Genomic DNA, 21,542 nt, shown 5'->3' on the forward strand with positions numbered 1-21,542 from the left:
GAAGCCTCTTTGATTTTCACTAAGGATTATTTAGCGATTTTTGCGAAGTACTCAAGAGTACGAACAAGTTGTGAAGTGTAAGACATTTCGTTATCGTACCAAGAAACAACTTTAACCAATTGTTTACCATCTACATCAAGAACTTTAGTTTGAGTTGCGTCAAACAATGAACCGAATGAGATACCTACGATATCTGAAGAAACGATTTGATCTTCAGTGTAACCATATGATTCGTTAGAAGCAGCTTTCATAGCAGCATTTACTTCGTCAACAGTTACATTTTTCTCAAGAACAGTAATCAATTCAGTTACAGAACCTGTTGGAGTAGGTACGCGTTGTGCAGCACCGTCCAATTTACCGTTCAATTCTGGGATTACCAAGCCGATAGCTTTAGCAGCACCAGTTGAGTTAGGAACGATGTTAGCAGCACCAGCACGAGCACGACGAAGGTCACCACCACGGTGTGGACCGTCAAGGATCATTTGGTCACCAGTGTAAGCGTGGATAGTTGTCATCAAACCTTCAACAATACCGAAGTTATCTTGAAGTGCTTTAGCCATTGGAGCCAAACAGTTTGTAGTACATGAAGCACCTGAGATAACTGTTTCAGTACCATCAAGAATGTCATGGTTAGTGTTGAAAACGATTGTTTTAACATCGTTACCACCAGGAGCAGTGATAACAACTTTTTTCGCACCGTTTTCGTGGATGTGTTGTTCAGCTTTTTCTTTAGAAGCAAAGAAACCAGTAGCTTCAAGAACGATTTCTACACCATCAGCAGCCCAGTCAATGTTAGCTGGTTCGCGTTCAGCAGAAACTTTAACGAATTTGCCGTTAACTTCAAAACCACCATCTTTAACTTCAACAGTACCGTCGAAACGACCTTGAGTTGTGTCATATTTCAACAAGTGTGCAAGCATAGTTGGGTCTGTAAGGTCATTGATACGCGTAACTTCAACACCTTCAACATTTTGGATACGACGGAATGCAAGACGGCCAATACGACCAAAACCGTTAATACCAACTTTAACTACCATTTATGATTTCCTCCTTATGAAAATCGAGTTATATTTTTTAAAAGGCAAGCCTTTTAATCCTATTGTGAAAATTGTAACTTGTAGACTTACAAGAAAGTTTTCAACGTGATTATTATATAACTATTTGACGAAAATTGCAAGTATTTGCCACCTCTGTCTTGTAAGCTATTTATGAAAATTTTAATGAAAAAATGAAAAAGGCAGCCGAAGCTGCCTGGTTTAGCAATTATGCATTGCCGCCGTTTTTCTTAATGATTTCATCTTGTACAGATTTTGGTACATCTTCGTAGTGGTCAAATACCATCATGAACGTACCGCGACCTTGTGTTGCTGAACGAAGAACAGTTGCGTAACCAAACATTTCAGCTAGTGGTACATAAGCACGAACGATTTGTGTGTTACCACGAGCTTCCATACCATCGACGCGACCACGACGTGCAGTAACGTGACCCATAACGTCACCTAGGTTATCTTCAGGTGCAGTGATTGTTACAAGCATCATTGGCTCAAGAATAGTTGGTTGAGCTGATTTAGCCGCTTCTTTAAGGGCAAGAGATGCTGCCACTTTGAAGGCTGTTTCAGATGAGTCGACATCGTGGTATGAACCATCGTAAAGCTTAGCTTTAACGTCAACAATTGGGTAACCAGCAAGAACACCGTTAGCCATAGATTCTACGAGACCTTTTTCAACCGCTGGGATGAATTCACGTGGAACCACACCACCGACGATAGCGTTCTCGAACTCGAAACCTTTACCTTCTTCGTTTGGTGTGAATTCGATCCAAACGTCACCGAATTGACCTTTACCACCAGACTGGCGTTTGAAGAAACCACGAGCTTGTGTAGAAGCGCGGAATGTTTCACGGTATGATACTTGAGGAGCACCTACGTTTGCTTCAACCTTGAATTCACGACGCATACGGTCAACAAGGACATCCAAGTGCAACTCACCCATACCAGAGATAACTGTTTCACCAGTTTCAACGTTTGTTTCAACGCGGAATGTTGGATCTTCTTCAGCCAATTTAGAAAGGGCAATACCCATCTTGTCTTGATCAGCTTTAGATTTAGGCTCAACCATCAATTGGATAACTGGTTCTGGAACGTGGATTGACTCAAGGATGATTTTTGCTTTTTCATCTGTCAATGAGTCACCAGTTGTAGTATCTTTCAAACCAACCGCAGCGGCGATGTCACCTGCATAAACAGTTTCAATCTCTTGACGGCTGTTTGCGTGCATTTGAAGGATACGTCCGATACGCTCACGTTTACCTTTAGAAGTGTTCAATACGTATGAACCGCTGTTAAGAACACCTGAGTATACACGGAAGAATGTCAAACGACCAACGAATGGGTCAGTCATGATCTTGAAGGCAAGAGCTGCAAATGGCTCTTCATCTGATGCATGACGTTCTTCTTCAGCATCTGTATCTGGGTTAACACCTTTAATAGCAGGGATGTCAAGTGGGCTTGGAAGGTAGTCGATAACCGCATCAAGCATCAACTGAACGCCTTTGTTTTTGAAGGCTGAACCACACAATACTGGGAAGAATTCAACGTTGATAGTTGCTTTACGGATAGCAGCTTTCAATTCTTCGTTTGTGATTTCTTCACCTTCAAGGTATTTCATCGTCAATTCTTCATCAGTTTCAGCAACTGCTTCAACCAATTTTTCACGGTATTCTTCAGCTTGCTCAAGGTATTCAGCTGGAATATCTTCTTCAAGAATATCTGTACCAAGGTCGTTAGTATAGATTTCAGCTTTCATCTTGATCAAGTCAATGATACCACGGAACTCATCTTCAGAACCGATTGGCAATTGGATTGGGTGAGCATTTGCTTGAAGACGATCATGAAGTGTGCTTACTGAGTAAAGGAAGTCCGCACCGATTTTATCCATTTTGTTCGCAAATACGATACGTGGAACACCATATTCAGTTGCTTGACGCCATACTGTTTCAGTTTGTGGCTCAACACCTGATTGTGAGTCAAGAACAGTTACCGCACCATCAAGAACGCGAAGTGAACGTTGTACTTCGATTGTAAAGTCCACGTGTCCTGGTGTGTCGATGATGTTTACACGGTGGTTGTTCCATTGAGCTGTTGTTGCAGCAGATGTGATAGTTATACCACGTTCTTGCTCTTGCGCCATCCAGTCCATTTGTGATGCACCTTCGTGAGTTTCACCGATTTTGTGGATTTTACCAGTGTAGTAAAGAATACGCTCAGTTGTCGTCGTTTTACCCGCGTCAACGTGCGCCATGATACCGATATTACGAGTTTTTTCCAATGAAAATTCGCGTGCCATGAGGTTTGTTCTCCTATATTTTTAGATTTCTATTTTGATTATACCATATTTTAAGAAAAGCGGGTGGGTAAATCCCACCCGCTTAATTTCTTACTAATGGTGTTAAATGGCTGAGGCAAGCCTCAATCCGATTTGTGATGATTGAACGAAAAGTTGGTACCATAATCACAATCACAATTGATTTATGTAGAACTGACTTAACGTCCTCGTATCTTAATTGAACTCGGACTACAACTCACTGACAAAAAGATGAACTTCATTGATTGCACAGCAATCTGCTTCGCTTCCCTATTTTGTCTAGGAGTTGCTTGACGCCCTCGTATCTTAATCTTACCAGCGGAAGTGTGCGAATGCGCGGTTTGCTTCTGCCATTTTGTGAGTATCTTCACGTTTCTTAACAGATGCACCAGTGTTGTTTGCTGCATCCATGATTTCTTTCGCAAGGCGATCGATCATAGTGTGCTCACCACGGTTACGAGCGATTGTTACCAACCAACGAAGACCAAGTGTTGTACGACGCTCTGGACGAACTTCAACTGGAACTTGGTAGTTAGAACCACCGACACGACGTGCACGTACTTCAAGTACAGGCATGATGTTTTCCATTGCTGTTTCAAATACTTCAAGTGCATCATTGCCAGTTGCTTCTTTGATTTGATCAAAGGCACCGTAAACGATTGATGCAGCAGTACCACGTTTACCGTCCAACATAACACGGTTAATCAAACGAGTTACCAATTTTGAGTTATACAATGGATCTGGCAATACTTCGCGCTTAGGCGCTTGATTTTTACGACTCATTTATATTTCCCCCTTCTTAACCTTTTGGACGTTTAGTACCGTATTTAGAACGGCCTTGCTTACGATCGTTTACACCAGCAGTATCAAGTGCACCACGAACGATATGGTAACGTACCCCTGGAAGGTCTTTTACATGTCCACCACGAAGAAGAACCACACTGTGTTCTTGCAAGTTGTGACCGATACCTGGGATGTAAGCAGTAACCTCGATAAGGTTGCTCAAACGTACACGAGCAAATTTACGAAGGGCTGAGTTAGGTTTTCTAGGTGTCATTGTTCCGACACGAGTTGCAACACCGCGTTTTTGTGGTGATGAAACGTTTGTTTGAACTTTTTTACGGCTGTTGTAACCAACGTTCAAAGCTGGTGATTTAGATTTTTCTACTTTAGACTTACGTGGTTTACGTACCAACTGGTTAATTGTAGGCATCTACATTCTCCTGTATATATTTTTTATTTTTGGTGATAGGGCATTGGTGACAACCCCTATCTGTGTGTACTTTTGCAACATTTGTCAGCACGTCCCTGTACACTCTTGAGAGACCAAAAGTAAAAAGTACCGTCTAATATAGTATCACATCCCAAACCCATTGTCAAATAGATATGTTTGAAAATTTCAAGAAAAACACAGCCAATCAGCTGTGTCATTTTACTATTACTTAGTAGCCCATACCCATTCCGTCCATACCTTGTGGCATAGCTGGAGTGGCTGGTTCTGGTTTGTTGGCAACAACTGCTTCTGTCGTCAAAATCAAGCTGGCTACGGAAGCTGCATTTTGAAGAGCTGAACGTGTTACTTTAACAGGATCAATAATACCTGCATCCATCATGTTGACCCATTCGCCTGTCGCTGCGTTAAAACCAGTGCCAAGTTCAGAATTCTTCAACTTGTCAATGATAACTGAACCTTCATAACCTGCGTTATAGGCAATCTGACGAACTGGTTCTTCTAAGGCACGAAGGACAATATTACGTCCTGTTTCATCGTCGCCTGTCAACTCCAATTTCGCTACACTATCGATAACATTGACAAAAGCTGTACCACCACCGGCTACGATTCCTTCTTCAACTGCGGCACGTGTTGCGTTGAGGGCGTCTTCGATACGGAGTTTCATTTCTTTCAGCTCAGTCTCAGTAGCAGCACCAACTTTGATGACAGCGACACCACCTGACAATTTAGCCAAGCGCTCTTGCAATTTTTCACGGTCAAATTCTGAAGTGGTTACCTCAATTTGTGACTTGATAACAGCGACACGGTTGGCAATTGCTTCTGGATTTCCAGCACCTTCAACAATGGTTGTATTATCTTTATCGACCACAACTTTAGCTGCTTGACCAAGTGCCTCGATCGTCGCATCTTTCAAGTCCAAACCAAGGTCTTCTGTAATCACTGTACCGCCTGTCAAGATAGCAATATCTTCCAACATAGCTTTACGACGGTCACCAAATCCTGGCGCCTTAACAGCAACTACGTTGAAAGTACCACGAATCTTGTTGAGTACAAGTGTTGGTAAGGCTTCCCCATCCACATCGTCAGCAATAATCAACAATGGACGATTGGTTTGGAGAATGCTTTCCAAAAGTGGCAAAATATCTTTAATATGAGAAATTTTCTTATCGGTAATCAAGATGAATGGATTTTCAAGTTCTGCCACCATCTTTTCATTATCTGTTACCATATATTGTGACAGATAACCACGGTCGAATTGCATACCTTCAACGACATCCAATTCTGTTTCCATACCGCGAGATTCTTCAATGGTAATAACACCATCTGTTCCCACGCGCTCCATAGCTTCTGAAATGTACTTACCAACTTTTTCAGAACGTGAAGACACGGCTGCGACTTGAGCAATTTCTTCTTTATTTGAAACTGGATTGGCCTGCGCCTTCAGAGCCTCAACTGCTGTTGTAACTGCTGCTTCAATCCCGCGACGGATACCGATTGGGTTGGCACCTGCAGTCACGTTTTTCAAGCCTTCGCGAACAATCGCTTGTGTCAAAACAGTAGCAGTTGTTGTACCGTCACCAGCGATGTCATTGGTTTTTGAAGCCACTTCGGATACCAACTTAGCACCCATATTTTCAAAATGGTCTTCCAGCTCAATTTCTTTGGCAATTGTCACACCGTCGTTTGTAATGAGTGGTGATCCATAAGCTTTTTCCAAGACAACATTGCGACCTTTTGGTCCCAAGGTTACTTTGACCGTATCAGCCAAAATATCGACACCACGAACCATTCTCTCACGAGCATCTGCTGCAAATTTAATTTCTTTTGCCATAATTATACCTCCCTCCCCGCCTAAATCAATAAAAAATCCTATTTCACATTTCTTACAATTTCACAAGCGGGTTCAAATCTTTTTCTATTAGTAGTTTCTTATTCAACGATTGCTAAAACATCAGCTTCACGAATGATGTGAACGGTCTGGTCACCGTCTTTGACTTCCAAGCCTGCATGAGCATCAATTAAAACAGTATCTCCAACTGCTACCGCTGGGGCAACCAAGTCACCATTCAAGGTACGAATTCCTTGTCCAATCGCTAGTACACTTGCTTCTTTTGTCTTTTCTTGGCTTGCACCTGCTAGGACAAAGCCACCAACAGTTTGTTCTTTTTCTTCAATTTTTACAACGATACGATCGCCCAATGGTTTTAACATTCTACTACCTCCTAATATTTTTAGCATTCTATACGTGTGAGTGCTAACTCACATTTCTTATTATATCACTTGGTCAATAATAGTCAATAAAATTCTATCTCTTTTTCGTGAAAATCCGCCCTAAGTCTGATAAAAATAATTTGTATTTTAATTTTTGTAAACATATGCTATACTATTGTCTAAAAGAAGTGAAGGCAGGACTGTAATGAACTATTTTCGACATTTAAAAACAGATTACCTAGAAAGCCGATTTTCAGCCTACGAAAGTTTTGAGAATGGTTTTTAAAACGAAAATTAGGCTTTTGGGGCAAAATAATATTCGCATATCTACTCTGGCTAGTCTGGATATTTTTCTTTAGCCATCCTCACTACATCATCTTTTTCTTCTACGGAGTTATCCTACTTTCTCTAATTATCATGCTGATAGAATGGTGGAAATATAGAAAATGAACAGCAAAAAACACCAACTTTCATTGGTGTCTTTAAGGAGATATGAAAAATATTTAGGATTAACTAAAGTATAACCTATTTTTCAATACGCTCCATCGGTCTTGGGACTGATATTGCTTTAAAACGGTAATTCCTCCTCTTCCAAGACCAAGTCAGCTAGGTCATCACCAGTATTATTTTCACGCATAGCACGTTGGGCGCGGCTTTCGAGTAGCTGGAAAGATTGACCTAAGATTTCGGTCACATAGTGGTTGCTGCCGTCTTTTTCGTATTTTCGCGTTCGCAACTCACCGTCAATAGAAATCAGACTACCCTTGCTGCCATAGGAGACAAGTGTTTCCGCCAGTTTGCCCCAGAAAATAACATTGAGAAAATCTGCCTCACGTTCGCCATTTTCTGTCTTGAAACGGCGATTGACTGCGACTGTTACACGAGTCAGATTTTTGCCATTTGGCGTTTGAGTCAGTTCCGGTTGGGCCGTCAAGCGACCGATTGCAATGATTTTATTATACATATTATATCCTCCTACTTATTTATTCGTAGGAAAGATGATAAAATGAAAAAATCAGAAAAATATATCTACAGGAGTATTCTAATGAAGATCAAGGGGCTATTACACCGTCTGCTGTTAGCTGTCACGATCGTTATCACGGCTATATACTGTTATCACCAGATTCAAATTCAACTGGAACAACCACTTCGGCAACCACTAGGACAAACAGTTACTATTAAAAATAAGAATATGAATGTGTTAGTTGAGGGCAAAGGTAACAAAACACTTGTGTTTTTAGCAGGTGGAGGAACTACCTCTCCTATACTCGACTTTCAAGCCTTGACCTCTCGACTAAAAGATGATTTTAGAATTATTGTCGTTGAAAAATTTGGTTACGGATTTAGCGACGATATTGATGAGGAACGAGAAATACAAACCATCGTAGCAGACACTCGCTCAGCCTTGAAACAGCTAGGCATTCAAGGAGAGTTAATCCTCTGCCCTCATTCATTATCCAGTCTCGAGGCACTCTATTGGGCCAATCACTATCCTGACGAAGTGGAGGCTATTGTTGGCTTAGACATGGCATTCCCCGCCTCCTACCAGACAATGGATATAAAGCCTTCCCTATTTCACGCTCTCTCGTTTGCATCTCATTTTGGAATAACACGTTTCTTTCCCAGTTTGGCCAATCAACCAGCCCTTAACCAAACCTATCTATCCAATCAAGAAAAGGCTACCTATCAAGCCCTACTGCACTATCGCCCAATTTCAACCAATATACTAAACGAATTAGAAGAACTTAAAGAAAATGCTGATATAGTCAACAATCTGGCAACTCCCAGTATCCCAATGCTCTTGTTCGTTTCAAATGGTGATGGAACAGGGTTTACACGGGCAGAATGGTTGGGCTACGCTCATCAATTCTCTAAGAACGCAAATAATATCAAAATCATACAATTAGATTGCCCTCACTATGTCCATGATTACCTCCCCCAACAATTAGCAGAACAGATAAAAGAATTTGCACGATAACACAATTATTTACAACAAATTATTCAAAGTTAAAAATCGAACGGTTGCTATTCCCGTTCGATTTCTTCTTATCCCTTCCAGTGTTTAGCTGGTTCAAATGCTGCTCCGACTTCTGCGGAGTCGTCCAATTCGATAATACCACGAACTTGTGGTGCGTTTGGCAGTGCCAATTCACGCGGACTGCACATCATACCAAAGCTATCTTCACCGCGCAACTTTCCTGGGAAAATCAGGCTACCGCTCGGCATCATTGCCCCCGGAAGAGCCACGATGGTTTTTAAACCTTGGGCAGCATTTGGGGCACCAGCTACGATTTGCACTGTTTTGTCACCGACATTGACTTGGCAGATATTGAGGTGGTCGCTGTCTGGATGAGGAACCAATTCCACAATCTGACCGACTACGAACTTTGGAACATTGTCGTTGACCAAGCTTTCAGTAAAGCCCTCTTTTGCTAATACTGCATTCAAGGTCGCAACTTGCTCGTCTGTCAGGAAAACTTGCCCATTTCCGGCAATCTCAATCAAGCTCGATACATCAAAGATATTCCAGGCCACTGTTTTTCCTGTTTCTTCTAAGAAAACACGCGCCACTTGACCTTTGCGCTCAAACTGGACAGGCTGACCCTTGTCTTCAGCCACAATCACCATCAGAACATCGCCGACCTGTTCTTTATTATATGTAAAAATCATTTCTTTCTCATCTCTCCTTTATGCAAATAAACCGGTCAAACCCTTCCAAAGATTTTCAAAGAAGGCACCAATTTTTTCTAAAATCCCTGAATCTTGTAAATTCTTATAGGCTGCTGAAATTTGTTGCTCCGCCTGTTGCTTGAACTGGTTGAGCTGAGCGGCAACTTCAGCCGAATCAATGGCAGAGGTTTCCTGATAGGCTTTCGCAAAGGTAACCAATTTTGAAACTTCATCTGCTGTGATGACATTTTCCAAACCGTTATTGCCCAAGACATCGTTAATAATAGTATTGATATCTGATTCGGACGCTACCTGACCATTGGACTTTTTGTAGTCGGCAAGAGCTGTCTTGATTTCTGCTACCGCCTTATCCAAGGCTGAACTATCAAAATTGGAGTCACCTGTATGAGCCGTCGCCACTTCATTGACTGTCTCTAGCTCCTGTTGAGCTACTTCGGTCCGGGCTGTATCAACTGTTTCACCATTGGCCGCGAGAGCCTTGTAAACACCTGTCAGGGCAGACTCCCCCGTTACCTGAATCGGAGAAGCTACATCAATCAAGACATCCGACGCACCAGCTGTAATAGCCGCATTGGCATACTGTGTTTCGGTAATCAAGGTGATGTTCTGTGGCGTCTTAATATCCACCACTACCCCTTTTCCAGCATCCTGCTTTTGCACCAAGACAGATGAATAGAGGGAAGCTGTATCCGCTCCAGATGTACCTAAATATTGGTCCATATCCGTGCCAACAACCACCTGACGACTAACATTATTGACATCCGAAATACCAAATAGATTGTTAACCTCTGTCGCCTGCTCATCTGACAAACCGCCACCATAGACCAGTGTTGGCTTGGCCCATTTTTCATTTATTACATCTGTTTGAATCTCAGCCTGCACCAAGGGAGCAAGACTCAAACTCAATCCCAGCACCACAGGTGCTAGAAGGATTTTTCCAAGTGATTTCTTCATGTTCTTTCCTTTCTTTTGGACATTGCAGAGCTTCTCTGCTATTCTATCTACCCAATCCAGATAAGAAGTTCATGACTTCTTCCTTGGTTTTGCGATTCTTATCGACAAAACGACCGATTTCCTTACCATTTTCCAAAACAACCAGACTTGGAATGCCTAAAATAGCCCATTCCTGCGCCAAAGACATAAAGTCATCTCGATCCAGTTGTACAAAACGGAAATCTGGAAAAGCCTCTTCGATAGCTGGCAAATGCGGTTTGATATAGTGGCAATCTCCACACCAAATCGTCACAAATAGAAAAACAGTTGGCTTGCCATCTTCAATCAAGGCAGCTACTTCTTCAAGATTTGTTGGAAAAATCATCTTTCTTCCTCCCTGTATTGAATAGAACCTTGCGCATTTTCAAATAGAAATACCTGTCCTGCCTCCATCACAACTCCTCCAACGAGAGAGTCTTGCGTTGAGGCTGTTTCATCCACATAGACCGTCGCAATTTCTCCTACAATAGCGAAAAAGTCACGCACCTCCTGCAAGGCCTGTGCTTTTTTACGGTCTTCCTGAACCTTACGGTAAAATTGAGCACTAGCAGTGAGCACACCTGCCCCCAATAAGCCTGCTAGCAAGGCTGTCTTTTTCTTTTTCATGTTGACTATTTTATCATATTTCCTCGGAATTTTCCCAAAAATGCCATTGGACTTGTGACAGCTGAGACAAACTCTCCACAAACATTTGAAAAAGATTCAGTTTTCAGAAAGCATGATTTCATCATGTGTTTATTGTATATTTTTCCATATTTTCAAGACAAGTCTATCTCTTCGTGTTAAAATAGTAGTAATCATGTCATGGAGGAAGAAGAATGACTCTTTTTGAAAAAATTAAAGAAGTTACAGAATTACAAAGCTTACCAGGCTTTGAAGGACAGGTTCGCAACCATATCCGCCAGCAAATCACACCGCATGTAGACCGCATCGAAACAGATGGACTAGGTGGAATTTTTGGCATCAAGGATACAACTGTTGAAAATGCTCCTCGCATCTTAGTGGCTGCACATATGGATGAAGTCGGGTTTATGATTAGCCAAATCAAGTCAGACGGTACTTTCCGTGTTGTCGAGCTAGGTGGCTGGAACCCTTTGGTCGTTTCAAGTCAAGCCTTTACGCTTCAACTACAGGACGGTCGGACCATTCCTGCCATTTCAGGTTCCATCCCTCCACATCTAACACGCGGGGGCAACGCTCCAGGCGTACCTGCCATAGCTGATATTATTTTCGATGCTGGTTTTGCCAATTATGACGAAGCTTGGGGGTTCGGCGTTCGTCCGGGGGATGTTCTCATTCCCAAAAATGAAACCATTCTAACAGCCAACGGAAAAAATGTCATTTCTAAGGCTTGGGACAACCGCTTCGGTGTCCTTATGGTGACCGAACTACTAGAAAGCCTATCCGGTCAAGCTTTGCCAAATCAGTTGATTGCCGGGGCAAATGTGCAAGAAGAGGTTGGCCTACGTGGAGCTCATACTTCTACAACCAAGTTCAATCCAGATATTTTCCTTGCTGTTGATTGCTCGCCAGCTGGAGATATTTATGGCGACCAAGGAAAAATTGGTGACGGTACTCTGCTTCGTTTCTACGATCCTGGACACATCATGTTAAAAAATATGAAAGACTTCCTCCTCTCAACTGCCGAAGAAGCAGGGGTCAAATTCCAATACTACTGCGGTAAAGGTGGAACAGATGCTGGTGCAGCCCACTTGAAAAATCATGGTGTTCCATCAACAACTATTGGTGTCTGCGCTCGTTACATCCACTCCCATCAAACTCTCTATAGCATGGATGACTTCTTAGAGGCTCAAGCCTTCTTGCAAGCTATCGTTAAAAAGCTAGATTGCTCAACGGTTGATTTGATTAAAAATTATTAAAACAAAAGACTTTGCTAGGTAGAATGCCCGGCAAAGCCTTTTTTCTATATAAGCTCTTCTAAAATATACTTCCTCACATAAGTAATAAAGTAAAGTGAGCCTGTAATCAGGTAAAGTTTTTTGGGATTGTCCAAGTCCGCCTGCTCCAACCACTCCTGATAGGTCTGAACTCGTTCATAACCTGATGGATAATCATCCAGCTGTACCGCACGGAAATCATCAAAGGTTGTGACGCTAACAGTTCCAAATTGGCGAAGTTTCGATAACATCTGATCCACAGGCTTGGTATTGATGGCTGCAAAGAGGATATCGATGTCTCTATCGGCATAGTTTTCCTCTAAGAGCTGGGTCAGGACGGCGATACTTTCATTATTGTGGGCTCCGTCAATCATAAGCGTTGGTTTCATCAATTCTAAGCGGCCCGGCCAGATGGCTTGGGACAAGCCCTGGCTGATAGTTTCATTGATAATCTTTGGAAAATGTGAGCTAAGAAGCTGAGCTGTGGTCACTGCCAAGGCTGCGTTGACCTCTTGGTGACGCCCCCGCATCTGTAGCCTCAAATCCTCAACTCGGCCGAAGGGGCTTGAAACCGCAAACCCTGCTCTTCTATTTTCCAAAACAATCTCACGCCCTACCTCATAGGTCGGACTCTGAAGCTGACTGGCGTGATCCTCAAATACCGCCTCCACTTCTGGCTGGTCGGTCGCATAGAGGAGGGGGACCCGCTCACGCAAGACAGCAACCTTGTGACGGGCTATAGCAGCGTGAGTCTCCCCTAAAAAGGATTGATGGTCTAGACCAATAGAGGGGCACACTACCGCCAATGGACTTAAGACATTCGTGGCATCCAGTAAACCACCCATGCCTGCCTCCACCAAAAGAATATCGGGATGCTGGTAGTGAGCAAAATAGACAAACATAGCCACTACAACAATCTCAAACTCTGAGATGGCGTCTAGTTCTGCTGTCTGGTCCAAGTTATCAATCAAGGGTTGCAAGTCTGTCACAATCCTCGCAAAGTCCTCCTCTGAAATCATCTCCTGCTCAAAGACAATCTGTTCTCGAAAATCAATGATAGACGGCGATGTAAACCGGCCAACGGTATATCCAGAAGTCTGCATGATAAACTGCAGGGCATTAAGGGTCGATCCCTTACCATTTGTTCCCACAAAGTGAACCGTTGGTACACGATGCTGGGGATTGTCCAAGCGCTCCAAGAGCCAGTTGACACGTGCTACACCATTTTCTAAATCTGATGCAGGACGATTCGATAGCCATCGGCGAGTTTCTAGGTAATTCATCATTTCACCTCTACAAAAGAGCAACAGGGGGATGACCTGTTGCTGGATACTATATTATTTAATACCCATTAGTTTTGCGAACTCAGGTATTTTTTGTAAATTCGGTAAGACAAGCATGGTTACGACGATGCGTAACGGAATTTCAAAAACTGCCTTAATCAAGCGACTACTGTATAAAGCAATCCAAGGTGTTTCAAAATGGAAATGGAGTGCAATCGGTGTCATGATAAAGGAAATCACAATCTGAATCAGAACAACAACCCCAGCAACATAGAACCAGTCAGCCTTATTTTTAATATCTAGTGGTTTTTGATAAAAGAACCAGCCATAGATAAAAGCCGATACCGCCTCAATCAAAATCCAAGTAAAGAGAACAGTTTGTCCGCTAAACAAGACAAAGACTGGGTCTGAAATAGCTGCAAAGACAGCTGCCCAAACTGGACCCGCAATAGCTCCCAAAATAGTATTGGGAATGAAGGTAAACTGAACCTGCAAAGTGTCCGAAAGACGGATTGAGAAATAATTCTCTACAATCATGACCAGGGCAAGGGTCACTGCAATGGCAGTCAATAACTGCACAGTCAGTTTTGGAATTTTCTTTTCCATAAAAACGCTCCTTTTAAGAAATGGAGCTGTCGTATTCATTCGACAGCGGATGCAATGGTTTACCGCACTGACGCTTCGTTATGTGGCAACATCCCATCCACATACACTTAACGCAAACCACCTACTCTGTGCAAATTTCTTTGCTAGTCTATTTTATCATACCGAGGTCAGTTTGACCAATTGCCAAGATCTATTACTCCTAACAGTTACTGACTATAAGAAAAACTGGCAGGGTTACTGCCAATTTCCTTCTATTATTTCAAGCGTTCAACTTCACGCGCAATAACCAATTCTTCATCCGTTGGAATAACCAAGACACGAACTTTTGATTCTGGCGTTGAAATGTCACCATAGTTGCCAAATACATTTTTTGCTGGATCCAACTCAATACCAAACCAAGACAAACCTGCAATGACATCATTTCGCATTGCAGCAGCATTCTCACCCATTCCTGCTGTAAAGATGATGGCGTCAGCACCATTTAAAACCGCAAGATACTGACCGATAAATTTCTTAATACGGTCAATGAAAATATTGTAGGCCAATACTGCATCTGGATTGTGAGATTGGATGCCTGCTTCAATATCGCGCATATCACTTGAAAGACCAGATACACCAAACAAGCCTGACTGTTTATTCAACATGTTAACAACGTCTGCAGCATCTTTCAACTCTTCAACATTCGCAATCAGATAAGGAATGATAGCAGGATCAATATCCCCTGAACGAGTTCCCATCATCGGACCAGCCAGAGGTGTGAAGCCCATTGACGTATCCACAGATTCACCATGATAGTTAGCAGTGATGGATACACCATTTCCGATATGAGCCGTAATTAATTTTAATTCTTCAATTGGACGACCCAAAACTTTTGCTGCCTCATGCGCTACATAGAAGTGGCTTGTTCCATGAGCACCATATTTACGAACTTTATAGTCTGTATAATATTTTTGTGGAATCGGATAGAGATAAGTGTGTTTTGGCATTGTTGTATGGAAAGCAGTGTCAAAAACAGCTACATTCAATACTTCTGGCAATACTTCTTCAAATGCGCGCATCGCCGCCACGTGTGCTGGGTTGTGAAGTGGTGCCAAGGCACTCAACTCTTCAATTTGTTCAATCTCTTTTTGACCAATAACCGCTGACTCTTTGAAGTATTCTCCACCCGCAACTACACGATGTCCAACACCTGTAATTTCTTCATAAGTTGCAATAATATTATGTCTGAGCAAATCTTCTAAAAGAATTTTAACCGCAACTGTATGATTAGGAATATCTAATACTTCGGTTTCTTTCTTCCCATCATATTTAACTGTAGAAATAGAATCATTTAAGCCGATACGCTCGATAATACCCGCTGCTAAAACTGTTTCTTCTGGCATTTGATAAAGTTGCCATTTTAAACTAGAACTACCTGCATTAATTGCAATTGTTTTTGACATATCTTACCTCTTTTAAAGCGTTTTCCCCACTAGTATAACAGATTTTCACTCAAATTGCATTCTCTTGCTTCCAATTTTTGAAATTGACCATGAACTTCTGAATCGCTTCTGGTTCTTGCAGGCTTTGCAAAGGATAAACGAAAGGAGTTAAAGGTCTGGCAGCTTTCTTTTGTAACACAAAAATGGACTTGGCCATGGCAGCCTTCCCAAAAAGATTTGGCGGCAGGGCAATCATGGCAACAATATTGGCTTGTTCTTGTAACCAACCTTTTAATAAATCGCTTTGCGGACTCGTTAATAAATCATTTGGAGCCAGTAAAATCGCAAATCCATCTTTTTCCAGATATTTGAGGGACTGTTCCATGAGCAAATGATGGGCGTAGGTATGTTCATTTGGACTAGCTACCTGATAACGGCTAGCAATCTGGTCATCTGGATAGTAGCCAATAGGCAAATCTCCCAAAATCACTTGGCTTTCTTTCAAAATCTGCGGACGTACCGCATCTCCCTGAGCAAATGAAATAGCTGCTCCCATGACATCCGCGATACTAGCCGATAAATCAATCAAGAGGTCATCTATTTCAATCCCTAAATAGTCTAATTCCTTCTGGCTGGCGTTGAGAATGGTCTGAGCTAAGTTTCCTGTACCAGAACCAATTTCCAAAACCGTCACTCTTGGAGTAGAGACCAACTGGTCCACAAGGAAAGATAAGATAAATCCGATAGAGTCAGGTGTGAACTGATGGTTGTACTGCATCGGTTCTGTCTGGTTAGCTTTAATGAGCAAGAATTGGTAAGCACGACGCCATTCTTCCTTTGTCAAGGCTAATTCTCTCAAGACTTGATTGTTGTTGAGAACAAGTTCGGTTTCATGTTGACCAGCTACATAGGCAGCATTTTGCTCAATCATAGCATCATAAATATTGGTCCCAAGTTGATTTTGAATTGTCTGTACATTTTCTAAAAGCAGGTTGTAGGCCTGTTCAATTTTTTCATATTTCATATTCTTATCTTAACAAATTTTAAGGAATTTGACTAGAAATTGGGAAGTGGTAAGTGAATTGCTTTCCTCCATTTAGTGTTACGACAACAGACAATTGATTATTTTTAATGCGATAGTCTGATTGACCCTGGTGAAATGAAATCTGCCCTTTCTTTACGACCGATTGTTTGGATGATTTTTGGGTCGGTGATGCCTTAGTGGCCTCCTCCGGATCAGCTTGTTTCTCAACCAAGTTTGGAGAATTGGTCTTAGAACTTCCTTCCTCGAGACGAGTTTGTTGGGCTATTTCTTGATCCTGACTAACTTTCTTTAATTGGATTTCCTGCTGGTACTCTGTCTTGACTTGCTCTGATACCATTTGAGCCATCATATATGCAGTAGCTTCTTGCTTGGTTACTTGTACTAGTTGACTTTCAGCGAATTGTCTATTGAGATAGAACTGGAGAATCAGGCTAAAGACAGCAAGCATTAAGAGAGCATAGAGCAGAACACCTGCCTTAATTCGTCTTTTCAAAAACATACCTAAAACTCCTTTCCTCCCCACTTTCAAATGTTACATCCAGCTGTATAACCTCGCCTTGTTGGGCGTAAGTAGCTGAATAAACTTTGTACAACATGGGCTGATAGCCCTGACCATTTGCATTTGTCTTGCGAAAATCATCTGCCACAGACTTGCCAAATGCCAATGATTTTTCCCCTTTGGTTAGGTACAACTTTCCAGAATCAACCCGATCAAGACTTGCTCCTTCCCATTCAGCCCGCAATTGATCACAAAATAGTAACCACTGTTTTTCCACATGACGCTCTTGATAGCGAACCTCATGCGCTATCAATTTTGATAAACCTTCAATCACTAGCAAGCTGCCAGAAATAATGAGTAAGGCAATTAAACATTCCAAGAGGGTGAACGCGGCTAACTTAGTTTTTCTCAATCCGGATAACCTCCTTACCTTCATGGTAAACGGTCAGTTCACGAGATGTTCGTTGTACTGAAACTTCAACCCCATTTAGCTCTAAATGGGATTCTCCTGTCTGAACTGCCATCTTTGCAACATTATAAACTTCTTGTTGGTACAAACTGTTTACTAGTTGCATTCTTCCGGTATCTATAGCTGTCAAAATCAAGCTACAAATCGTTACCAGGGTAGCTAGGGCAACTAAACCTTCTAACAAGACATAGGCTCTACTCTTCAATTTTCTTATATCGACCACTCCCTATATATAGTTGATACTTGATTGTTTCATGACTCATCTTAAAACTGATTTTTTCCAAGGAAGAATTACCCCCATCATCCTGAAACACAATTGTTTTTTCTTCTACTATGGATACATTAGGCGGCAATGAAATGATTCGATAGCCATTTGATACTTCTTCTCCAGCTATACGAAGCGCTACCTTTTCTTGAGTTCTAGCAGCCAATTCTTGACTGTCTTTATACAAGGACTCAAATTCCAAAAGAAACACCTGCTCTTGCACTACATGAAAAGCAGTATGCACCGACCCCGATAATAACAACGCTAGAAAACAGACAACACCTAATGTTAGTAAGCTCTCTAGAAGAGTAAAGGCCTTATTCTTTAGGTGCATTATTATATTTTTCTCGTTGATCTTCAGTTATCATCTCCAATTTTTCTAATTCTTCCGCTGTTGGACGAACACCATGGTCCAATTCGTAAATGTCCATTTGACTTTCAACTATTTTTACAATTGCTGCGTCCCCTTTCTTCTGAATTGCTTCTTTTTGATTACTGAGATTTGGCACAAATAATAGTAAGAGAATACTAATAATTCCAAGCACCACTAACATTTCGATCAAAGTGAAACCTTTGACTTTCTTTTTCAACATTTTTTTCATTTTATAACTCCATATTCTGATAAATTGGCAGCAACATGGCTGCATAGATGAGAACGACCATTAAGGCCACAAAGAGAAAAACCAATGGTTGAATCAACTGCATGGCCCTATTAACACGAGTAAAAAATTCCTCCCAACACTCTGTTGCATACACAGATAGCTCACTTCCTAATTTTGATTTGACTTGCCCATACTCAATCATTAGACTCAGCTCCCGTTTGAAAAAGCCATACGTTTGGATATGAGCATGGAAACTATGCCCATCAGAAAGCGAACGCTCTAAATCTTCACCAATCTCACGAAAAAGCTGTGATTTTTGTTCCTGCATCAAGCCCACAATCTGAGGCATATCAAGTCCCTGACCAATCAAGCTTCCCCACTCCCTCGCGTAATAGGCGGTCAAATAGGTTTGGATGAGTTTTCCGAAAAATGGCAGAGCTACTAAGCGAGAAAAAGCCTTGATTTTATTTGTTCTGCGATACCAAATAAGCCCACCTAAGACAGCAAGAAAGAAAAGGCCACAAAAGGATAAAAAGATTGTTGGCAAGTGTTGAATCAATATAGTCGCAACATTTCCTTCTTCCAACTGGGGCAACAAATAGTTTTTTAGTCCCAACATTATCAATAATAAAAAGGCAAGCAAGATGATTGGATAGGTTGCTACTTCTATCAATTTTTTACGCACCTTGCTAACATTTTCAAGATAAGATTGAATATGATTTAAACTCAGACTGGTATTGCCATGAACCTCCGCCAAGGCCACCTGAGTGACAACCGCATCCGAAAAGCGTAAATCTCCCAAAAGACTTGAAAATGGCTTTCCTGCAAGAAGACCGTCGGACAAAACTTGCGTGTATTGGTCAGCCAAGAGTTGACTCCGTTTGAGAAAATCGACAATTTCTCCCAAGTGAAATCCACTAGCAAAAAGATTGTTAAAGAGCTCAATCACCTTACGCTGTCGAACCAAGGACAATTTTTTCTGTTTCTGCCTGCCGAGGACTGATATGTCCCGCTGCAAGAAGGCATTCAATTTGCTCATTCCACTTGTCCGAGGAATGGTTTTGGTAGTTTCCTTTTGCAAAATCAACAACACCTCCTCCCCCTATTAATCGTTGATAGGCAATTCCTTGAAGAGCATTATTCAATTCTTCAGGACTTACACCCAGTTCTAACATGCGAGCATAGACACCAGCAACACTTCTAGCATGAACCGTTGAGAAGACCGTTGCCCCTGTCAAACTAGCTCGAATTACTGCCCGAGCAGTTTCTGAATCTCGAATTTCTCCAATAATCAGTAAATCTGGTCGATGACGAAGTGATAGTTTGATGAGATTATCATAGGTAGCACCAATTGCCTCATTGAGCTGGAGTTGGAGCATATCTTCCTGCTTGATTTCCACTGGATCTTCTATAGTTAGAATTTGCTTATCTGGAAATTTCAATCTCGCCAGCTGGTACATGAGTGTAGTCTTGCCAGAACCGACCGGCCCTGAAAAAAGATAGAGCCCTCGTCCCTTGATTTCTTGAGCAATCCTCTCCAATGCTCCAAACCAAAATTTAAGTTGTTGATCTTGATCATAGAGCAGACGAATGACCAAACTTTCTTTACCACGATAATCACCAACCGTTGATAACCGAAGGGAAATCTCCCCTGAAACATAATTGTAGTCACAAGAGCCTTGCTGGCAACGCCGTTTTTCACCGACATTCAAACCCGCTAAAAACTTGAAATGGCTAATAATGGCCATCACCTCATCCTCGGCTAATTCTTGAATATATTCCCGTTCATCCATTATTCGATGATAGACTTGGTAGTTTTCTCCTCTTGGAATCAAATAAATATCACTGACCCTTTCGACAACTGCCTCTTCAATCATTTTTCTTGCTTTTTCTTGAATCATATAACCTCCCTACTCCATCTATTCGTAAAACATATTGATTTGTGGCATATTTATGTTAGAATAGTAAAAAAGTTGTGGAGGTTTCCCATGAAAAGATTAAAAAAAGGCGACCACATACGCGTAGTCAGCCCATCTTCGTCTATTGAAAGTATTGGTGGCTTTGAGGCTAATGTAGCAGCTAAGAAAAAGTTAGAAGCACTTGGGTTCAGACTCTCTTTTTCAGAACATTATTTTGAAAATGATATCTTTGACTCAGCTCCGATTGCTAGTCGAGTTGAGGACTTGGAGGCGGCTTTTGCGAATGAAACAGTTGATGCCATTCTGACAACCATTGGTGGCTTCAACTGCAATGAATTGTTGCCCTATCTGGATTTTGATCTGATTGCCCGTAATCAGAAGATTTTCTGTGGCTATTCGGATACGACTGCCCTGCTCAATGCCATCTATGCCAAGACAGGCATGCAAACTTATATGGGCCCAGCTTATTCCAGCTTTAAAATGGAGCAGGGGCAACAGTACCAAACAACATCTTGGCTAAATGCAGTCACTCAGGATACCTATCAATTAACTCCAAGTCTTGAATGGTCTAGCGACGCTTGGTACCTACCAGACGCCCCTCGCACCTTTTACCCAACAGAATGGAAAGTCTACAATCCAGGCAAAGCCTCTGGTATTGCCATCGGCGGAAATCTGTCTACTTTTGCTCTCCTTCACGGTACTGAATTTGCCCCCAAGCCAGACAAGTATATCCTCTTTTTAGAAGAGGCGGAAGAAGATCATTATGTTGAATTTACAAGGCATTTTGCCGCTCTCCTTCAAGTTTATCCAAATCCACAAGCGGTTCTTATCGGACGCTTCCCGAAAGAAACAGAAATGACTGAGGAAATTTTATTGGCAATTTTGGACAAGCACCCTATTCTCAAAAAAGTTCCTGTTCTGTACGATTTGGACTTTGCCCATACCCAACCTCTCTTTACCATTACAATCGGTGGACAGGTAGAGATTGACACCAAAACATTTTCTATCACATTCAGTTAAAAAAGGATTGCCACTTCATTAGG

At 41.9% G+C, this 21,542-nt stretch carries 25 protein-coding genes and 2 pseudogenes; 4 read left to right on the plus strand and 23 right to left on the minus strand.

Annotated features, from left to right (window positions below; all coding sequences use genetic code 11):
• Positions 1–26: 26 nt before the first annotated feature.
• The 7 genes and pseudogenes from gap to D2A30_09500 all read right to left on the minus strand — a co-directional run bounded on the left by gap (position 27) and on the right by D2A30_09500 (position 6,808).
• Positions 27–1,037: a type I glyceraldehyde-3-phosphate dehydrogenase gene (gap, locus tag D2A30_09470; protein ULL21772.1), complete on the minus strand. Its 1,011-nt coding sequence runs from the start codon at positions 1,035–1,037 to the stop codon at positions 27–29.
• A 226-nt stretch (positions 1,038–1,263) separates the two neighbouring features.
• Positions 1,264–3,345 (minus strand): elongation factor G, encoded by a 2,082-nt coding sequence (gene fusA / locus D2A30_09475; GenBank protein ULL21773.1) that lies wholly within the window; start codon positions 3,343–3,345, stop codon positions 1,264–1,266.
• A gap of 330 nt (positions 3,346–3,675) precedes the next feature.
• On the minus strand, positions 3,676–4,146 hold the full coding sequence (locus tag D2A30_09480) for a 30S ribosomal protein S7 (protein ULL21774.1): 471 nt from the start codon (positions 4,144–4,146) through the stop codon (positions 3,676–3,678).
• 16 nt (positions 4,147–4,162) lie between these two features.
• On the minus strand, positions 4,163–4,576 hold the full coding sequence (locus tag D2A30_09485; protein ULL21775.1) for a 30S ribosomal protein S12: 414 nt from the start codon (positions 4,574–4,576) through the stop codon (positions 4,163–4,165).
• Positions 4,563–4,794: pseudogene (locus tag D2A30_09490) on the minus strand (hypothetical protein). Before D2A30_09490 ends, D2A30_09485 begins: the two are co-directional and overlap by 14 nt.
• 11 nt (positions 4,795–4,805) lie before the next feature.
• Positions 4,806–6,428: a chaperonin GroEL gene (gene groL, locus D2A30_09495; protein ID ULL21776.1), complete on the minus strand. Its 1,623-nt coding sequence runs from the start codon at positions 6,426–6,428 to the stop codon at positions 4,806–4,808.
• 98 nt (positions 6,429–6,526) lie between these two features.
• Positions 6,527–6,808 carry a co-chaperone GroES gene (locus tag D2A30_09500; protein ULL21777.1) on the minus strand — a complete coding sequence of 94 codons (282 nt, stop codon included), beginning with the start codon at positions 6,806–6,808 and terminating at the stop codon, positions 6,527–6,529.
• Between the two features lie 302 nt (positions 6,809–7,110).
• Here D2A30_09500 and D2A30_09505 point away from each other — a divergent pair.
• Positions 7,111–7,251, plus strand: a pseudogene (locus D2A30_09505) (hypothetical protein).
• Positions 7,252–7,376: 125 nt separating this feature from the next.
• On the opposite strand, the gene D2A30_09510 reads toward D2A30_09505, so the two are convergent.
• Positions 7,377–7,772, minus strand: a complete 396-nt coding sequence (locus D2A30_09510) for a single-stranded DNA-binding protein (protein ID ULL21778.1) — start codon at positions 7,770–7,772, stop codon at positions 7,377–7,379.
• 81 nt (positions 7,773–7,853) lie between these two features.
• Between D2A30_09510 and D2A30_09515 the strand changes: the two genes are divergently transcribed.
• Positions 7,854–8,786 carry an alpha/beta hydrolase gene (locus tag D2A30_09515; protein ULL21779.1) on the plus strand — a complete coding sequence of 311 codons (933 nt, stop codon included), beginning with the start codon at positions 7,854–7,856 and terminating at the stop codon, positions 8,784–8,786.
• Between the two features lie 68 nt (positions 8,787–8,854).
• On the opposite strand, the gene D2A30_09520 is transcribed toward D2A30_09515, so the two are convergent.
• Genes D2A30_09520 through D2A30_09535 form a run of 4 tightly spaced genes read right to left on the minus strand, consistent with a single transcriptional unit; the run spans position 8,855 to position 11,098 of the window.
• Entirely contained in the window at positions 8,855–9,478 is a 624-nt protein-coding gene (locus tag D2A30_09520) for a DUF4479 domain-containing protein (protein ULL21780.1), read from the minus strand.
• A gap of 18 nt (positions 9,479–9,496) precedes the next feature.
• Positions 9,497–10,453, minus strand: coding sequence for a DUF1002 domain-containing protein (locus tag D2A30_09525; GenBank protein ID ULL21781.1), 957 nt, complete (start codon positions 10,451–10,453; stop codon positions 9,497–9,499).
• A 43-nt stretch (positions 10,454–10,496) separates the two neighbouring features.
• Entirely contained in the window at positions 10,497–10,817 is a 321-nt protein-coding gene (locus tag D2A30_09530) for a thioredoxin (GenBank protein ID ULL21782.1), read from the minus strand.
• Positions 10,814–11,098 (minus strand): DUF4651 domain-containing protein, encoded by a 285-nt coding sequence (locus tag D2A30_09535; GenBank protein ULL21783.1) that lies wholly within the window; start codon positions 11,096–11,098, stop codon positions 10,814–10,816. Before D2A30_09535 ends, D2A30_09530 begins: the two co-directional genes overlap by 4 nt.
• Positions 11,099–11,310: 212 nt before the next feature.
• On the opposite strand from D2A30_09535, the gene pepA reads away from it, so the two are divergent.
• A complete protein-coding gene (gene pepA, locus D2A30_09540; protein ULL21784.1) occupies positions 11,311–12,372 on the plus strand; it encodes a glutamyl aminopeptidase in 1,062 nt (353 codons plus the stop codon).
• 44 nt (positions 12,373–12,416) lie between these two features.
• On the opposite strand, the gene D2A30_09545 is transcribed toward pepA, so the two are convergent.
• From D2A30_09545 to D2A30_09595, 11 genes are all read right to left on the minus strand, one after another.
• The gene (locus D2A30_09545; protein ID ULL21785.1) at positions 12,417–13,673 is read right to left on the minus strand and encodes a bifunctional folylpolyglutamate synthase/dihydrofolate synthase; all 1,257 of its coding nucleotides are present in this window, start codon (positions 13,671–13,673) and stop codon (positions 12,417–12,419) included.
• Positions 13,674–13,727: 54 nt separating this feature from the next.
• Positions 13,728–14,279 carry a folate family ECF transporter S component gene (locus D2A30_09550; protein ID ULL21786.1) on the minus strand — a complete coding sequence of 184 codons (552 nt, stop codon included), beginning with the start codon at positions 14,277–14,279 and terminating at the stop codon, positions 13,728–13,730.
• Between the two features lie 254 nt (positions 14,280–14,533).
• A complete protein-coding gene (locus D2A30_09555) occupies positions 14,534–15,721 on the minus strand; it encodes an acetate kinase (protein ULL21787.1) in 1,188 nt (395 codons plus the stop codon).
• 49 nt (positions 15,722–15,770) lie between these two features.
• The gene (locus D2A30_09560; GenBank protein ULL21788.1) at positions 15,771–16,724 is read right to left on the minus strand and encodes a class I SAM-dependent methyltransferase; all 954 of its coding nucleotides are present in this window, start codon (positions 16,722–16,724) and stop codon (positions 15,771–15,773) included.
• Between the two features lie 19 nt (positions 16,725–16,743).
• Positions 16,744–17,244 carry a competence protein ComGG gene (locus D2A30_09565; protein ID ULL21789.1) on the minus strand — a complete coding sequence of 167 codons (501 nt, stop codon included), beginning with the start codon at positions 17,242–17,244 and terminating at the stop codon, positions 16,744–16,746.
• The gene (locus D2A30_09570; protein ULL21790.1) at positions 17,222–17,656 is read right to left on the minus strand and encodes a competence protein ComGF; all 435 of its coding nucleotides are present in this window, start codon (positions 17,654–17,656) and stop codon (positions 17,222–17,224) included. Before D2A30_09570 ends, D2A30_09565 begins: the two co-directional genes overlap by 23 nt.
• A complete protein-coding gene (locus tag D2A30_09575; protein ULL21791.1) occupies positions 17,643–17,936 on the minus strand; it encodes a Type II secretory pathway, pseudopilin PulG in 294 nt (97 codons plus the stop codon). The genes D2A30_09570 and D2A30_09575 overlap by 14 nt, the downstream gene beginning before the upstream one ends.
• Positions 17,908–18,315, minus strand: a complete 408-nt coding sequence (locus D2A30_09580) for a type II secretion system protein (protein ID ULL21792.1) — start codon at positions 18,313–18,315, stop codon at positions 17,908–17,910. Before D2A30_09580 ends, D2A30_09575 begins: the two co-directional genes overlap by 29 nt.
• Positions 18,296–18,580 carry a prepilin-type N-terminal cleavage/methylation domain-containing protein gene (locus tag D2A30_09585; protein ULL21793.1) on the minus strand — a complete coding sequence of 95 codons (285 nt, stop codon included), beginning with the start codon at positions 18,578–18,580 and terminating at the stop codon, positions 18,296–18,298. Before D2A30_09585 ends, D2A30_09580 begins: the two co-directional genes overlap by 20 nt.
• Position 18,581: 1 nt before the next feature.
• A complete protein-coding gene (locus D2A30_09590; protein ID ULL22033.1) occupies positions 18,582–19,610 on the minus strand; it encodes a type II secretion system F family protein in 1,029 nt (342 codons plus the stop codon).
• Entirely contained in the window at positions 19,531–20,481 is a 951-nt protein-coding gene (locus D2A30_09595; GenBank protein ID ULL21794.1) for a type II/IV secretion system protein, read from the minus strand. The genes D2A30_09590 and D2A30_09595 overlap by 80 nt, the downstream gene beginning before the upstream one ends.
• Before the next feature lie 87 nt (positions 20,482–20,568).
• Between D2A30_09595 and D2A30_09600 the strand changes: the two genes are divergently transcribed.
• Complete coding sequence (locus tag D2A30_09600; protein ULL21795.1) at positions 20,569–21,519, plus strand: LD-carboxypeptidase; 951 nt, start codon at positions 20,569–20,571, stop codon at positions 21,517–21,519.
• Positions 21,520–21,542 lie beyond the last annotated feature (23 nt).

It is taken from the genome of Streptococcus suis (assembly GCA_022354845.1).
GTDB lineage: Bacteria > Bacillota > Bacilli > Lactobacillales > Streptococcaceae > Streptococcus > Streptococcus suis_AA.